This window comes from Salmonella sp. SJTUF15570 (assembly GCF_043357055.1).
Lineage (GTDB): Bacteria > Pseudomonadota > Gammaproteobacteria > Enterobacterales > Enterobacteriaceae > Salmonella > Salmonella enterica.
The window spans coordinates 320,728-335,193 of sequence record NZ_JBEUKJ010000001.1 but is presented as its reverse complement, the minus strand read 5'-3'; the positions used below and the strand labels follow the sequence as shown (position 1 = coordinate 335,193).

Annotated in this window: 18 protein-coding genes; 5 read left to right on the top strand and 13 right to left on the bottom strand. The window is 51.6% G+C overall.

Annotated elements, in window-relative coordinates; genetic code table 11:
* Positions 1–48: 48 nt before the first annotated feature.
* Positions 49–276 (top strand): YceK/YidQ family lipoprotein, encoded by a 228-nt coding sequence (locus tag ABVN44_RS01765; RefSeq protein ID WP_001217832.1) that lies wholly within the window; start codon positions 49–51, stop codon positions 274–276.
* Here ABVN44_RS01765 and ABVN44_RS01760 read toward each other — a convergent pair whose 3' ends face one another.
* From ABVN44_RS01760 to ABVN44_RS01750, 3 genes are all read right to left on the bottom strand, one after another.
* On the bottom strand, positions 277–651 hold the full coding sequence (locus tag ABVN44_RS01760) for a MysB family protein (protein ID WP_000180050.1): 375 nt from the start codon (positions 649–651) through the stop codon (positions 277–279).
* 81 nt (positions 652–732) lie between these two features.
* On the bottom strand, positions 733–1,947 hold the full coding sequence (mdtG, locus tag ABVN44_RS01755; protein WP_000075053.1) for a multidrug efflux MFS transporter MdtG: 1,215 nt from the start codon (positions 1,945–1,947) through the stop codon (positions 733–735).
* A 154-nt stretch (positions 1,948–2,101) separates the two neighbouring features.
* Positions 2,102–3,022: a Kdo(2)-lipid IV(A) acyltransferase gene (locus ABVN44_RS01750; RefSeq protein WP_000163977.1), complete on the bottom strand. Its 921-nt coding sequence runs from the start codon at positions 3,020–3,022 to the stop codon at positions 2,102–2,104.
* A 219-nt stretch (positions 3,023–3,241) separates the two neighbouring features.
* Between ABVN44_RS01750 and ABVN44_RS01745 the strand changes: the two genes are divergently transcribed.
* Entirely contained in the window at positions 3,242–4,294 is a 1,053-nt protein-coding gene (locus ABVN44_RS01745) for a rhodanese-related sulfurtransferase (protein WP_001144624.1), read from the top strand.
* A gap of 51 nt (positions 4,295–4,345) precedes the next feature.
* On the opposite strand, the gene ABVN44_RS01740 is transcribed toward ABVN44_RS01745, so the two are convergent.
* The 10 genes from ABVN44_RS01740 to mdtH form a co-directional block, all read right to left on the bottom strand.
* Complete coding sequence (locus ABVN44_RS01740; RefSeq protein WP_000739886.1) at positions 4,346–4,921, bottom strand: YceI family protein; 576 nt, start codon at positions 4,919–4,921, stop codon at positions 4,346–4,348.
* Positions 4,918–5,490: a cytochrome b gene (locus ABVN44_RS01735; RefSeq protein ID WP_001159784.1), complete on the bottom strand. Its 573-nt coding sequence runs from the start codon at positions 5,488–5,490 to the stop codon at positions 4,918–4,920. The genes ABVN44_RS01740 and ABVN44_RS01735 overlap by 4 nt, the downstream gene beginning before the upstream one ends.
* A 262-nt stretch (positions 5,491–5,752) precedes the next feature.
* Positions 5,753–5,866 carry a YceO family protein gene (locus ABVN44_RS01730; protein ID WP_052908370.1) on the bottom strand — a complete coding sequence of 38 codons (114 nt, stop codon included), beginning with the start codon at positions 5,864–5,866 and terminating at the stop codon, positions 5,753–5,755.
* 40 nt (positions 5,867–5,906) lie between these two features.
* Positions 5,907–7,025 carry an N-methyl-L-tryptophan oxidase gene (gene solA, locus ABVN44_RS01725; protein WP_023231287.1) on the bottom strand — a complete coding sequence of 373 codons (1,119 nt, stop codon included), beginning with the start codon at positions 7,023–7,025 and terminating at the stop codon, positions 5,907–5,909.
* 112 nt (positions 7,026–7,137) lie between these two features.
* Positions 7,138–7,392: a biofilm formation regulator BssS gene (bssS, locus tag ABVN44_RS01720; RefSeq protein ID WP_000414441.1), complete on the bottom strand. Its 255-nt coding sequence runs from the start codon at positions 7,390–7,392 to the stop codon at positions 7,138–7,140.
* 289 nt (positions 7,393–7,681) lie between these two features.
* Entirely contained in the window at positions 7,682–7,927 is a 246-nt protein-coding gene (dinI, locus tag ABVN44_RS01715) for a DNA damage-inducible protein I (RefSeq protein WP_001217763.1), read from the bottom strand.
* 73 nt (positions 7,928–8,000) lie between these two features.
* Positions 8,001–9,047 (bottom strand): dihydroorotase, encoded by a 1,047-nt coding sequence (gene pyrC, locus ABVN44_RS01710; RefSeq protein ID WP_000126604.1) that lies wholly within the window; start codon positions 9,045–9,047, stop codon positions 8,001–8,003.
* A 104-nt stretch (positions 9,048–9,151) separates the two neighbouring features.
* Positions 9,152–9,712, bottom strand: a complete 561-nt coding sequence (locus ABVN44_RS01705) for a lipoprotein (protein WP_000713057.1) — start codon at positions 9,710–9,712, stop codon at positions 9,152–9,154.
* Between the two features lie 124 nt (positions 9,713–9,836).
* Positions 9,837–10,484: a glutaredoxin 2 gene (gene grxB / locus ABVN44_RS01700; RefSeq protein ID WP_000780893.1), complete on the bottom strand. Its 648-nt coding sequence runs from the start codon at positions 10,482–10,484 to the stop codon at positions 9,837–9,839.
* A gap of 63 nt (positions 10,485–10,547) precedes the next feature.
* The gene (mdtH, locus tag ABVN44_RS01695) at positions 10,548–11,756 is read right to left on the bottom strand and encodes a multidrug efflux MFS transporter MdtH (RefSeq protein WP_000092178.1); all 1,209 of its coding nucleotides are present in this window, start codon (positions 11,754–11,756) and stop codon (positions 10,548–10,550) included.
* A 236-nt stretch (positions 11,757–11,992) separates the two neighbouring features.
* Between mdtH and rimJ the strand changes: the two genes are divergently transcribed.
* The 3 genes from rimJ to ABVN44_RS01680 are packed head-to-tail and all read left to right on the top strand — an operon-like array spanning position 11,993 to position 14,185.
* The gene (gene rimJ, locus ABVN44_RS01690; RefSeq protein ID WP_000468204.1) at positions 11,993–12,577 is read left to right on the top strand and encodes a ribosomal protein S5-alanine N-acetyltransferase; all 585 of its coding nucleotides are present in this window, start codon (positions 11,993–11,995) and stop codon (positions 12,575–12,577) included.
* 35 nt (positions 12,578–12,612) lie between these two features.
* Complete coding sequence (locus tag ABVN44_RS01685) at positions 12,613–13,260, top strand: YceH family protein (RefSeq protein WP_000873048.1); 648 nt, start codon at positions 12,613–12,615, stop codon at positions 13,258–13,260.
* A 1-nt stretch (position 13,261) separates the two neighbouring features.
* Entirely contained in the window at positions 13,262–14,185 is a 924-nt protein-coding gene (locus ABVN44_RS01680) for a Gfo/Idh/MocA family protein (RefSeq protein WP_001259725.1), read from the top strand.
* The last annotated feature ends 281 nt before the right edge of the window (positions 14,186–14,466 follow it).

Sequence of the window (14,466 nt, the reverse complement as noted above, 5' to 3'; positions counted from 1 at the left end):
AAAATACCGGCGTGATGCCGGTATTTTTATAGTGAAATGAGGTATCAGGTGCGTATATTCGCGGTGAGTATAATGGTAATTACCCTGAGCGGCTGCGGCAGTATTATCAGCAGAACGATCCCCGGACAAGGACACGGTAACCAGTATTACCCTGGCGTGCAGTGGGATATGCGTGATTCCGCATGGCGCTATATCACTATCCTCGATCTGCCCTTCTCACTGATCTTCGATACACTGCTACTGCCGCTCGATATTCACCACGGGCCTTATGAGTAATTAACGCTCATCCCATTCGTCTGCCGCAGTACGGCCTTCCTCGGTATCAAGCGGGGGTTCAAGCTGGAATTCCCCTTCATCCCATTCATGCAAAGTATTCTCTTCCTGCCACTCCTGGCGGATCTCTATCTCATCATAATCGCCGTCAAACACGCTCTGCGCGGCTTCACCACTCAGCATCGGCAGACATTCGCCATCTTCACCTTCATCGGCGAAAAATTCGACCTGCCACATGATGTCCCCATCCTGCAGTACATATTTCTGAACGTTGAACTGCTGCACATTCGCTTCATCTTGTTCGAGGCCTGGATGGTCAGCCAGAAATTCTTCCCGGGCTGCATCGATAGCTTCTTCCAGCGTGGCATACATGGTCATCAGTGTCTCCCTTTGATTTGATGAGGTATTTAGGGAAAGAATAGCTGATTCTGTAATATTGCAAGTATGAAAGCGCAAAAATTATTCTATTGCCAGTCTGCGCCGTCGTAAGCTGTTCCATGAATAGATAGCATTGAACAACACCACGCCTGCCGTGACGCAGAATACGGCGCGGAAGCCATAGCTCGCGGAAATTGCGGCGCCCATGAGAGGGCCGGTGACGTTGCCGATATCGCGGAAAGATTGGTTGTAACTGAATATGCGCCCGGCTATCTGGTTGGTAGAGTTGTAAACCAGCAGAGTTTGAACGGCTGGCAGCAGCGCGCCATCCGCCGCGCCAAGCAGAAACCGCAATAGCGCGAGCTGCCATGGCGTTTGCACAAAAGACATTGGAATCAGCAGCAGTACGGAAATAATCAGCGCGACGATAAGGATCTTTTCCGGGCCAATTCTGTCGCCAAGCTTGCCGAGCCGGGGGGCGCTAAGTAATGCCGCCACGCCGGGAACGGACGCTATCATCCCGCTAATGAACGCAATATTACTGACATTTCCCGCGAGTTCGCGCACATAGAGCGTCAGGATGGGCGCAATAGACCCCGTCGCCACCTGAATAATCAGCGTGGTGACAAACAGGCTTAACACCAGGCGGGGATTTTTTAACGAGGCGACCACTTCCCGAACGTGAAGCATCTCTTTTTTGCTCACCGGCAGGAAATTCTCGCGAATGAAAAAGAAGGTGAGCAGAAAACAGATAAACAAAACGCTGGCGGTAATAAAAAAGACCGGACGAAGGCCGTAATGGTCGGCGAGCAGACCGCCCGCAAGTGGGCCAAGCAGAGCGCCGCTGACGCCGCCAGTAGAGAGCGTCCCTAACGCCCAGCCGCTTTTGTGGCGCGGCACCTGAGTGGCGATGAGCGCATTGGCGTTGGGAATAAATCCGCCCAGCAGGCCTAATAACGCGCGGAGGATCAGAAATTGCCAGATATTTTGCGCCATGCCCATTAACAGCATCACAATGGCCATGCCGAGAGCGGAACGCAACAGCATGATCTTACGCCCTTTACGATCCGCCAGACCGCCCCAAAAAGGGGAAGCGATAGCTGAAAAGAGGAACGTAATACTAAAGACCAGCCCGGACCACATGTTGAGCGCGCTATGGCCTGTTACGCCGAGTTGCTCAACGTAGAGAGGGAGAAAAGGCATGACCAGACTGAATGCCGCGCCGGTTAAAAAACAGCCCAGCCAGGTAACGGTTAGATTGCGTTTCCAGTTTATGGGGACATCAGAGGGTGACATAGTGTTCCACAGTATGATGCGCGTTTTGCGCTATCATCAATTTAATTATGAGCGTACTAATTATAATTATGCGCCGACCTTACCAGCCTCGCAATGTGGGGAGCTTTTAAAGCTAAAAGAGGGGAAAAATTGCAGCCTGACGGCTGCAATCCTGTCAATAGCGCGACGGTACGCCTTCAGGGCGAGTTTTAAAGCGGCGATGCAGCCACATATATTGCTCTGGCGCCATCATAATGCACTGCTCAACAATTTTATTCATCCACGCGGCAGTCGCTTCTGCGCTCTCCAGCGGAGGCGAATATTCCGCAGGAAGAATGATCAGTTCGTAGCCTTTCCCATCGGGTTTACGGCGAGGCACGAAGGGGATAATACAGGCTTTAGACATGCGCGCGAGCATCCAGGTACCGGAGGTCGTGGCAGCCTGGTCGACAGCGAATAATGGTACAAAAACGCTGGCGCGCGGGCCATAATCGTGATCCGGCGCATACCAGATCAATTCGCCGCTTTTCAATGCCTTAACCATGCCTTTCAGATCTTTGCGATCCAACATTGATTTATTGGAGCGTAAGCGCCCCCAGGTCTGTAACCAGTCGAGCAACGGATTATCATTCGGGCGATAAACCCCGATCCCCGGGTTATGCATACCAAACATGCGGGCGCCAAACTCAAGGGTAAGAAAATGTATTCCTACCAGAATGAACCCCAGCCCCTGCGCCTTAACTTCACGGATATGCTCCAGACCGCTCGCTTCCATCCAGCGGTTCACTCGCCGATCGGGCCAGAACCAGGCCATGCCGGTTTCCATCACGCCCATACCGACGGATTCAAAGTTTTTGACCACCATGGTGTGGCGTTCCTGCGCGGTCATTTCCGGAAAGCATAATTCAAGGTTGCGATAGGCGATTTTCGCGCGGCGTTTCATTACGCGTCGCGCCAGGTGGCCCAATGCGCAACCCAATTTATAGATGACCGGGTAGGGGAGTTGCACGACCAACCAAAGCGCGCCTATACCCAACCAGGTTAACCAATAGCGCGGGTGCAGTAAGGCCACGGAGAACTTAGGCAACTTCGTCATTTCTATCCTGTCTTTCAACGAACAATTCCCCGTATTCTCGCATCTTTTTGCGTTGAGCAAAAATATGTAGCAGGAGAGTGGCGATTAAATCGACAATTGTTGTTAATTATTTAGTGTAAAGCAGGAAATGTAGCGCAAAATGTGTGGATGTAAATTGGCGAGACTTGCCTTATCATGCCTGCCCACTTTATTTTTTGCTGATTGCAGGATACGTACACCATGCCAGTGTTACACAACCGCATCTCTAATGACGAGCTGAAAGCCAAAATGCTGGCGGAAAGCGAGCCGCGTACGACAATTTCTTTTTATAAATATTTCACTATCGCCTCTCCGCAACAGACGCGGGACGCGTTGTATCAGGTGTTTACGGCGTTGGACGTTTTTGGTCGCGTTTACCTGGCGCATGAAGGCATCAATGCGCAAATCAGCGTGCCGCAAAGCAAGCTCGAGACCTTTCGTCAACAGCTTTATACGTTCGATCCCGCGCTGGACGGGCTGCGTTTAAATATCGCGCTGGAGGATGACGGAAAGTCATTTTGGGTGCTGCGTATGAAAGTTCGCGACCGTATCGTTGCTGACGGTATTGATGATCCGAGTTTTGACGCCAGTAATGTCGGCGATTATCTGAAGGCGGCAGATGTGAATGCGATGCTGGACGATCCTGACGCGGTCTTTATTGATATGCGCAACCACTATGAGTATGAAGTCGGCCATTTCGAAAATGCTCTGGAAATCCCGGCGGATACGTTTCGTGAACAGTTGCCAAAAGCGGTTGAAATGCTGCGGGAACATGCAGATAAAAAGATAGTGATGTACTGTACCGGCGGTATTCGTTGTGAGAAAGCCAGCGCCTGGATGAAACACAACGGTTTCAATAAAGTCTGGCATATTGAGGGTGGCATCATTGAGTACGCCCGTCGCGCGCGCGAGCAGGGGCTTCCCGTTCGCTTTATCGGCAAAAACTTTGTATTTGATGAGCGAATGGGCGAGCGCATCTCGGATGAGGTTATCGCGCATTGCCATCAGTGCGGCGCGTCCTGCGATAGCCATACCAACTGCAAAAACGACGGTTGCCATCTGCTGTTTATCCAGTGTCCGCAGTGCGCCAGTAAATTTAACGGCTGCTGTAGTGAACAATGCTGTGAAGAGTTGGCCTTGCCGGAGGAAGAACAGCGCCGACGTCGCGCGGGTCGTGAGAACGGCAACAAAATTTTTAATAAATCGCGGGGTCGGCTTAATAGCAAACTGAGCATTCCCGATCCGGCTGAGTAATATTTTGCCGGATAGCAGCGTAAAGGCTGCTATCCGGCATTTCGCCAGGCGTTACTTCTGCTGAACGCCTTCTACTGAGATGATAAGCTCAACCTCTTGTGAGGCCGGGCCGAGATCGGTAGTTATATTGAAATCCTTCAGCTTAATTTTTCCTTCGGCCTCAAAGCCCGCGCGCTTACCGCCCCACGGATCGTCGCCCTGGCCCATCAGCTTCGCTTCCAGCGTCACCGGTTTAGTCACGCCATTGAGCGTTAGATTGCCGGTAATATCCAGTTCATCGCCCTCTTTTTTCACGCTGGTAGAGGTGAAGGTTGCCTGCGGGAATTTCGCAACATTAAGAAATTCCGCGCTACGCAGGTGTTTGTCACGTTCGGCATGGTTAGTGTCGACGCTATTGGTGTTAATGGTCACGTTCACTTTGTCTGCCGACGGATTTTTTTCGTCAAAAGTGAACGTGCCGTCGAAATCTTTAAAGGTGCCGTACAGCCAGCTGTAGCCCAGATGCTGAATGCGGAAATTGACGAACGCATGTTGGCCTTCTTTATCAATTTTATACTCCGCCGCCACGGCGGAACCGGTCGTGAATAACAAGGATGCGAGGGTGAATCCCAGCAGGTTCTTTTTCATTTTTGAGCTCCATAGTCAGATGACGACATTCCTGTCATACGTTTCAGTGTGTCGTCTTTATCGATGAAATGGTGTTTTAGCGCCATAACCCCATGCGAGAGCGAGATAATGACCAGCGACCAGGCAAACCACAGATGCAGCGTTCCGGCGATGTCAGCCTGCGCGCCCGCGTCCGTAAGCGTGGCCGGAATCTCAAACCAGCCAAAGACGCTAATCGGTTTACCGTCGGCGGTGGAAATCAGGTAGCCGCTAATGATTATCGCAAAGAGCAGGAGATACAGGAGAAGATGACCCGCGGCGGCGCCAGCGCGCGTTAAACGGGAATAGCTGGTCAACGCAACGGGCGGCGGAGAATAAAGCCGCCAGATAATACGCACGATCAGCGCCATCATCAGTAATATGCCAATACTTTTATGTATTTCCGGCGCCTGGTGATACCAGCCGTCGTAATAACTGAGCGTGACCATCCATAAACCCAACGCAAACATGCCATAGACCACCAGGGCGGTCAGCCAGTGGAGCGCGGCGGAAACCACGCCATAACGCTGTGGAGTATTTTTAAATTGCATAAACACACCAATGAATATTTCACGAGAGAATGAAAATGGCGTGGAAAAGCGTCGAATGCAACTTATAAATAAGAATTTAAATGATATTTATTTTTATTTCAATAATTTTGATGTTGTTTGCGGTTCAGCTTCAGAAGTTTCGAGATATTTCCCCCTGATAACCGCACAACGGCAGGAACTGACATTATTGCCGTGCTTCAACGTTATGAAATAAAAAGTGAGGAACTTTCAGGAAGTGTCAGTTAACGTCAATGAAAAGCAATCAGAAGAAAAGGAGATAAACAATATCCATCACCGCCAGCAGTGACCAAAGAATAACGTAAAGCATGAAATGTTCGCGAATATTATTCATCTGAAAATGAAAGAGACGACGCATAGCTTACCTTAATAAACAGCCCCTTTACGGGGCCGACAAATTATTGGCTAAAACGGGAAAGCCGGAACGGCGTCAGATCAAAGGAGGGCGTTTTTCCCAACGCAAAATCCGCAGCGATTTCTCCTAACACCGGGGCGAATTTAAAACCATGTCCGCTGAGTCCAGTGATGACAAGCGTGTTCTCATGGCCAGGCAGCGTATCGATAATAAAATCCTCGTCCGGCGAATTATCATAGGTACATGCCGCCCCATGTAAACAACCGCCGATACCCGGCAGTACGTTACGCAGGAAAGGAAATGCTTCCGCGCCATCGCTGGCAACGGCGGCAAAGGGCTTGCGCTCTTCCGGAGCTTGTATTAGCTGTCCGCCATTGTGTTTGCCGATTTTTAACTCGTCGTTCTCCGCCGGGAAACCGTAATATTGATCGCCGTTGGGCATTTCGCCGGTAAAGGCCGGAAAGCGGTTTTTAGTGCTGTAACGTCCATCCGCCTTAAACCAGGCAAAAACTTTACGTACGGGCTGAACGGGCAGCTCCGGTACCAGCGTTTTGACCCAGGTGCCCGCGCTAATCAGCGCCTTGCTGGCGTGGTAGCTGCCTTCACTCGTCTCTATCGTCACACCGTTATCATCATGGTGAATATGGCTTACCGGGCTGTTGAATAGCTGTGCGCAGCCTGCCTCTCGGGCCAGACGAAGCCATGTGGTAATGGCTAATTCGCTGCGCAGGAAACCGGAGTCAGCTTCAAACAGCCCGATATAATTATCGGGCACGCGAATTTCCGGCCAGCGCGTCATGAGGGCCGTCGCGTCCAGGCGCTCGACGTTCAATTGCCACTGTTGTGCGCTTCGTGCGACGTTGGCTAAGAAAGCGGAATCGGCCGGGCCGAGGTTAACGACGCCGGAGCGGACAAAAATAGGCTCTTCATTGTGTGTGGAGAGTTCATCCCAAAGCGCCTGGGCGCGAAGCACCAGTGGGACATATTTTTCGCCTTCACCATAAGCATGGCGGATAAGACGGGTATCGCCGTGGTGGCTGCCCTGTTGATGAGGCGGCATATGCGCATCGGTCATCAGGACCTTTAGCCCGGCGCGGGTGGCGTAATAACCAGCGGCGGCGCCAACCGAACCGCTGCCGATAATAATAAGGTCGTATTTCATCAGCTTCTCTCTGCTATCGCGATGATTTCAGGGTAAATAACTGCGCTGAGATATACAAGCCAGAAATAAGTGAGGCACCTTACGGTGCCTGAGAGAGGGGGAGCGCGTCACGCTAATGGCGACGATACTCGTTTTCCTGGTAATCGCCTGATTCTATTTTGGCGATGCCGGCTTCTAATATTGAAATAAATTGCCTGGCTACATCTGTTGTTAACCAGAGCGTTTGACCAACTTCAGTCCCTTCCGGTTCCGGACGATTTGGGGTCTGGTAGTGTAAACGCAGCATCAGCGCATCATAGCTATCGACGGTGCTGATGTCCCATCCTACAAGCGGATGGGTCTGAATGACTTCATTATTCTTTTCCATCATGCCCCCCTGGTACGTGTTATAAGACAACGGTTCTCGAGGTTCAATGCGTGTTTTTCTTCTGAAGCAACTTCAGTATACCAATTAATAAGGCTATTCACTGCGTTTTTAAAGAGACCGGAGGATAAATTTCTCTTTTTAAGAATTATATGAACAATAAAGCGGCAGTTCATTCATATTTTTTTAGGATGTTGTGCAATTATTTTGACGGTCAGGCGAAATATTCATCAGTTGCGCAAATAAAAAAGCCGGGGCGACCCGGCAAACATACATCACTGCATATCATTTTTTATTCATTGATGAACCAGTCATCAGCGCTCTCCCAGGTCTCCTGGAGAATCTCGCTAATGCGTTCTTTGTCCTCTTTTGATGCGCCAATGACGGACAAGTTGTTGGCGGTAGCGTAACGCACGGTGACGTTACCCAAATTCTCCGGAAAATGATGGCTAATACGGCGGGAGAGTTCGCCCGCCAGCGCATCAATCGCACCGGCAGGCAGAGGTGACGTTTTGGCTATAGTGACTTCAATACGCATAATGGCCCCCTGCTGAATGTACTGGATATATATACAGTTAAATCCAATATATAGCAACAGGTAAGCGCATTTTTTATTTTTTTACTGACCAGCGTACTGTTTCACCCGCTAAAAAAGGCACCAGCGAATCATCAGCCAGCGCGATATTTTCCGGTACCTGTTGTTCATCGCGAACCAGTTCCACCCACCCCGTATTCACCGGCAGGCCATAGAATTGCGGGCCATTCAGTGAACAGAACGCTTCAAAGTGCGCCAGCGCGTTCATTTCCTCAAACACGGCGGCATAACTGCCAAGGGCGGAGGGGGCGTTGAAACAACCGGCGCAGCCGCAACTGGTCTCTTTACGATGACGTGAATGCGGCGCTGAATCCGTCCCCAGGAAGGCGCGCGTAAAACCACTGGCAACCAGTTCGCGTAACGCCTGTTGGTGAATATTGCGTTTCAGAATCGGCAGACAGTACAGGTGAGGACGAATGCCGCCGACCAGCATATCATTACGGTTAAACATTAAATGTTGAGGCGTAATGGTAGCCGCCAGGTAGTCGTTGCCATCACGTACATACTGCGCGGCATCTTTGGTCGTGATGTGCTCAAAGACCACTTTAAGCGCGGTCAGACGCTGGCGTAGCGGTTCCATTACGGTGTCGATAAAACGCGCTTCGCGATCGAAGATATCAACCTCCGCATGGGTCACCTCACCGTGGACCAGCAATGGCATTCCGAGTTTTTCCATCCGCTCCAGTACCGGCATGATAGCGTCGACTGACGTTACGCCATGACTGGAGTTAGTGGTGGCATTGGCCGGGTAAAGCTTAGCCGCAGTAAACACGCCTTCATGGAAACCACGCTCCAGTTCATCGGCATCGAGCGAATCCGTTAAATAGCAGGTCATTAACGGCGTGAAATCATGCCCGGCGGGCACCGCATCGAGAATACGCTGGCGGTAGGCGATCGCTGCATCAACGGTCGTGATGGGGGACGCCAGGTTCGGCATCACGATAGCGCGACCATAAATTTCGCTGGTATAGGGTACGACCGTTTTTAACATGTCGCCATCGCGAAGGTGAACGTGCCAGTCGTCCGGGCGGCGGATCTTTAAAACCTGGGATGGTGCAGTCATTAATAAGCTCCGGCTGAGGAATAGTCTTTTTGCCGGAAACAAAGGATAAGCGGAAACGTTTTCGTTTGCACGTAAAAAAAAGGGCGCGAGCGCGCCCTCGGAAATCAATTGGTGAAAGGAATAACGATTTCACCAGGTTTAACTTCAATGCCTTTCGCGAGTTTCTTTGCTAACGCTTCGCCTTTACTACTGTCCTCACGCAACACGTAAGCGGGCCGCTGGTTAAAGTAGCTACGTAAAGACTGATTTAAATAGGGCAGGAGCGTTTGTAGCACCGATTGCATTTTCTCCGGCGTCACGGTGGCGTCTACTACTTCCATCTCCTGAAGATAGATGGCGCCTTTTTCTTTATCAAAGACCGGCAGGGCTTTTAGCTTGAGTTTCATCGTCGCTTTTTGACTGCCAAACAGGGAATTCATATCCAGCCTGGCATCGCCAGTAAGGGTGACTTTATTAGGTTCTTCCCGACCAATCTGGCTGACAAGGTTAGTCAATACGATATGCGCGTCGGCAATGCCGGGCAGACCAATATCTTTTGAGAAATTATTCCGTTTTTCAAGCGCTTGATTGATTTCTTGTTCGCTAATGGTGTATTGCGTAAGTTGATTACAACCCACTAACAGGCCGCTAACTACCAGCGCAGCGGCAAAAAAAAACTTTTTCATGGCGTTCCTTAGCATGTTGCCTGTGCCCTAATCTTGACACAAAGCAGCATGTCGCGCCAGCGGACATGGCGCCACTAGAAAAAGCTGAAAAAGGCGGCAAGAAAGGGTTGCCGCCTGGCGGGCGTTAGATAGCCATTGAGGAGAGTAAATTAATTTGCGTCTGCTTTGCCATATTATCGCGATAGTCCGCGACTTTTGTCGGCCAGTGAATACCGGCGACCAGCGTCAGATTACGCAGAAGCGGAAACAGATGAATATCATCTTCCGATAATTCGCCGTTAACGGCGTTAGGCTGTACGATGAGTTTATCCAGCAAACGTAAATCATCGCCGATCTTTTTAATCAGTCCGGCAGAGTGCGCAAGATGGTTGTCAAAACTGCCAGATGAGGCTTCTTTTTTGCGGATAAAATACTGGCGCGCCGCAGGGGTAGAAAATTCATCGAAAGCGGATTTTGCAAATCGCGGCAGCAGTAGCTGATTAACGTAACCGTTAACTTTGCGCAACCACTCTTCAATGGCTGGATTGCGTTTCCCGGTTAACAGCGGTTTGCCGTCGAGGTTGTCGACATAATGTACAATATCCATACTTTCAGGAAGGTAGCGACTATCATCTTTTTGCAGGATGGGCACCATCTTTTGACCAATCATCCGGGTGGGCGTCGCCTCGTCGTCATTTTGTAACACGTTAAGTTCAACGGGGATGTTCTTCAGGCCGAAAATCATGCGGGCTTTAACGCAGAAAGGGCAATGATCGTAAATATAAAGCTTCACGTTTCTCCTCCATTTGACTGTCGGTATCTGACCAGTATGGAGGAGATAGCGACAGGTATCAAATCAGGCGCCGGGTTCCAGCATCCGGCGCGGCGTGCGTTTATGACTAAATTGCCAGCCTAAAGCCAAAAAGGTAATGAAGCCGATAATACCGAGCATCATCCACGGTAGTTCAGGCTGCGCAAGCGCTTTACCCATATCAAACAACCAGCCGCCGCCGATATAACCAATCGCGCCGCCAATGGCTAATCCCAGACGGCTAAAGCCCATATAGCTTCCCCGCGCCCTCGCGTCCGCGAGCGACGCGCTGAGCGTTTCGCGCGCCGGTTCGGCGATAACCGAGCCGATGTAGAAAGCGCAAATAAGCGTAAAAAGCTGCTGTAAATTGCCCACCATCCCGATGGGGAGCATGCTCAGCGACATGACGAGCAAACCGGCCATCAGCCGATGCTCCAGCCGAAAACGCTTTTCGCTCCAGCGGGCAATCGGGTAGAGCAACGTCAGCGAGAGACACGCTTCGATAGCGTACATCCATTTCACGGCAGCAGGCGAACCGGCGATATCGTTTACCATAATCGGCAGCATTAACATGACCTGTACCGCCAGCATATAATAGCCCGCCAGCGTCAGCACGTAGGTGACAAACCTTTTATCGCTCATGACGCGGCGCATTCCTTCACGCACCGGCGTTCTGACCGTTGATAGCTTCCAGGCCGGAAGCAGCCATGCGTTGAAAAGGGCGCATAATATGAACAAAATAGCGCCTGTCGCGCAGACCAGACGAAAATCGTATTGTAGCAACCAGCTTCCCAGCAGCGCGCCAATCACCGCGCCCGCGCTGTCCTGCATCATCAACAGAGAGAAGAAGCGGCCCCGTTGCTCCGGACGAATTAATTTGACCACCAGCGCTGAGCGCGGCGGGTCGAAAAGCGTACCGCCGAGACCGGAAAGAAAGCAGGAAAACCACAAGAGCCAGGGCTCATGCGCGATACCCATGGTGGCAAAGCCTGCGGCGCGCATCAGCATACCGGTGACAATCATCGGTTTCGCGCCAAAGCGATCGGCGATGGCGCCGCCAAAAATGCCCAGACCTTGTTGAATAAACTGGCGCAGGCCGAGCGCGATCCCTACCATTACGGCAGCCCACCCCATTTGATCGACAAAGCGAATAGAGATGAGCGGGAAGACGACGAAAAAACCCAGCACCACCAACATGTTATCGATGAGAAGAAAATATTTACCCAGGTTCCTCGCCTGCGAGACGCGCGACATTTCCCCTCCCGGGAAATAAAAGATGAGCGTCTTCTATTCTGCGGCGGCGTTTCGTTTTTTCCTACCGTTAGCGGGACAATATTTTTTTATCAAAAGTCCTTTTTAATCGAGAGTTTTCATCAAAATGTGGCAGCAATTCAAAAAATGACGATTTGCGCTTTTCACAGAGCCTGGTTGCGCAGGTATAGTAATGTTACTGGCGTGCTGAAGACGTTACAGGAAGGAGTAGGTATAGAATGTTTGGCTATCGTAGTAACGTGCCAAAAGTGCGCTTAACCACCGATCGTCTGGTGGTACGTTTAGTGCATGAGCGTGATGCCTGGCGTCTGGCCGATTATTACGCGGAAAATCGTCATTTTTTAAAACCCTGGGAACCGGTCCGTGATGAAAGTCATTGTTATCCTTCAGGATGGCAGGCGCGTCTGGGAATGATCGGTGAATTTCACAAACAGGGCTCCGCCTTCTATTTCGCGCTACTTGATCCGGAAGAAAAAGAAATTATCGGCGTGGCGAATTTTTCCAATGTGGTGCGCGGTTCTTTTCATGCCTGTTATCTGGGCTATTCCATTGCGCAAAAGTGGCAGGGGCAAGGGCTGATGTTTGAAGCCTTAACCGCTGCGATTCGCTATATGCAGCGCACTCAGCATATCCACCGTATCATGGCGAACTATATGCCGCACAACAAACGTAGCGGCGCGTTGCTGGCGCGGCTTGGCTTTGAAAAAGAAGGCTATGCGAAAGATTATCTGTTGATTGATGGACAATGGCGCGACCATGTCCTGACGGCGTTAACCACGCCGTTATGGACGCCGGGGCGTTGAGCGGCTTACGGAATGAGAGGCAAAGGGAGAAAACGATGAAATATGAATTAACCGCCACTGAAGCGCGAGTGATTGGCTGTCTGCTGGAAAAGCAGGTGACAACGCCGGAACAGTATCCGCTTTCCGTCAACGGGGTGGTGACAGCCTGTAATCAGAAAACCAACCGTGAACCGGTGATGAACCTGACGGAACAAGAGGTGCAGGAACAGCTCGATAACCTGGTGAAACGCCACTTTTTGCGTACGGTCAGCGGGTTTGGCAACCGCGTCACCAAATATGAACAGCGCTTCTGTAATTCCGAATTTGGCGATCTGAAACTTAGCGCGGCGGAAGTGGCGCTCGTCACTACGCTGCTGCTGCGCGGCGCGCAAACGCCCGGCGAGTTGCGTAGCCGGGCGTCGCGGATGCATGAATTCAGCGATATGACGGAAGTTGAATCCACGCTGGAACGGCTTGCCAGTCGTGAGGACGGCCCGTATGTCGTCCGTCTGGCGCGTGAACCGGGTAAGCGCGAAAGCCGTTATATGCACCTTTTTTGCGGCGACGTCGATGAACTGTCTCTCCAGACGTCTGCGCCGGAAAGTGCGTCGGGCGATCTTCAGTCGCGCGTCGAAGCGCTGGAAAGCGAAGTGGCGGAGTTAAAGCAGCGGCTGGATTCTTTGTTAGCTCACCTGGGGGAGTAATGTGAGAACATTACGGATTGGCATTGTCGGATTAGGCGGTATTGCGCAGAAGGCCTGGCTGCCGGTATTAACCAACACCGCCGGATGGACGTTACAGGGCGCCTGGTCTCCTTCGCGGGATAAAGCCTTACGTATCTGCGAAAGCTGGCGCATACCGTATGTGGATTCGCTGGCGAATTTAGCGTCCGGCTGCGATGCGGTCTTCGTCCACTCCAGTACCGCAAGCCATTATGCCGTGGTCAGCGAACTTCTCAATGCCGGCGTCCATGTTTGCGTGGATAAACCGCTGGCGGAAAATCTACGTGATGCCGAACGGCTGGTGGCGCTGGCGGCGCAAAAAAAATTGACGCTGATGGTTGGCTTTAATCGCCGTTTCGCGCCGCTGTACCGCGAACTGAAGACGCGCCTCGGCACTGCGGCGTCACTACGTATGGATAAACATCGTACCGATAGCATCGGGCCGCACGACTTACGTTTTACTTTGCTCGATGACTATCTGCATGTCGTGGATACCGCTCTGTGGCTGGCGGGCGGCGAGGCGCGCCTTGCCAGCGGCACGTTGCTCACCAGCGAGTCCGGCGAAATGTGCTATGCGGAACATCATTTTTCCGCCGACAAACTACAAATTACCACCAGTATGCACCGGCGCGCCGGAAGTCAGCGTGAATCGGTCCAGGCCGTCACCGACGGCGGGCTATATGACGTGACGGATATGCGTGAATGGCGCGAAGAGCGCGGGCAGGGTATTCTCATCAAACCCATTCCTGGTTGGCAAACGACGCTTGAACAGCGTGGTTTTGTCGGATGCGCGCGGCATTTCATTGACTGCGTACAAAATCAGACGGTTCCGGAAACGGCGGGGGAGCAGGCGATTTTGGCCCAGCGCGTCGTGGAGGCGCTGTGGCGGGACGCCATCAGCGAATAACCCTCTGTAACATCTGGCGGTAGTAATTCATCGTAATCCAGGTACTATACCCTCAATAATTCGAGTTGCAGAAAAGCTAACGCACATGCAGCTCGAAGTATGGCGGGTATATATGCCCACTCTACACAATACCTCTTTTCACAGTGAATAATGGCAAACCGTGGGGAGTCTGTAAGGCCTGATAAGACGTTTTAACGTCGCCGTCAGGCGCGGTGATACAGCCGGATACGGCAGAAGTTGCGTTATCCGGTCGATGGATCAGCCATGCAGGAGTTTTACGC

What these genes read in the sequence shown, in the direction of transcription:
- ABVN44_RS01760 (WP_000180050.1), bottom strand. Translation starts at nt 651, where the DNA reads ATGACCATGTATGCCACGCTGGAAGAAGCTATCGATGCAGCCCGGGAA.
- mdtG (WP_000075053.1), bottom strand. Translation starts at nt 1,947, where the DNA reads ATGTCACCCTCTGATGTCCCCATAAACTGGAAACGCAATCTAACCGTT.
- ABVN44_RS01750 (WP_000163977.1), bottom strand. Translation starts at nt 3,022, where the DNA reads ATGACGAAGTTGCCTAAGTTCTCCGTGGCCTTACTGCACCCGCGCTAT.
- ABVN44_RS01745 (WP_001144624.1), top strand. Translation starts at nt 3,242, where the DNA reads ATGCCAGTGTTACACAACCGCATCTCTAATGACGAGCTGAAAGCCAAA.
- ABVN44_RS01740 (WP_000739886.1), bottom strand. Translation starts at nt 4,921, where the DNA reads ATGAAAAAGAACCTGCTGGGATTCACCCTCGCATCCTTGTTATTCACG.
- ABVN44_RS01735 (WP_001159784.1), bottom strand. Translation starts at nt 5,490, where the DNA reads ATGCAATTTAAAAATACTCCACAGCGTTATGGCGTGGTTTCCGCCGCG.
- ABVN44_RS01730 (WP_052908370.1), bottom strand. Translation starts at nt 5,866, where the DNA reads ATGCGTCGTCTCTTTCATTTTCAGATGAATAATATTCGCGAACATTTC.
- solA (WP_023231287.1), bottom strand. Translation starts at nt 7,025, where the DNA reads ATGAAATACGACCTTATTATTATCGGCAGCGGTTCGGTTGGCGCCGCC.
- bssS (WP_000414441.1), bottom strand. Translation starts at nt 7,392, where the DNA reads ATGGAAAAGAATAATGAAGTCATTCAGACCCATCCGCTTGTAGGATGG.
- dinI (WP_001217763.1), bottom strand. Translation starts at nt 7,927, where the DNA reads ATGCGTATTGAAGTCACTATAGCCAAAACGTCACCTCTGCCTGCCGGT.
- pyrC (WP_000126604.1), bottom strand. Translation starts at nt 9,047, where the DNA reads ATGACTGCACCATCCCAGGTTTTAAAGATCCGCCGCCCGGACGACTGG.
- ABVN44_RS01705 (WP_000713057.1), bottom strand. Translation starts at nt 9,712, where the DNA reads ATGAAAAAGTTTTTTTTTGCCGCTGCGCTGGTAGTTAGCGGCCTGTTA.
- mdtH (WP_000092178.1), bottom strand. Translation starts at nt 11,756, where the DNA reads ATGTCGCGCGTCTCGCAGGCGAGGAACCTGGGTAAATATTTTCTTCTC.
- rimJ (WP_000468204.1), top strand. Translation starts at nt 11,993, where the DNA reads ATGTTTGGCTATCGTAGTAACGTGCCAAAAGTGCGCTTAACCACCGAT.
- ABVN44_RS01685 (WP_000873048.1), top strand. Translation starts at nt 12,613, where the DNA reads ATGAAATATGAATTAACCGCCACTGAAGCGCGAGTGATTGGCTGTCTG.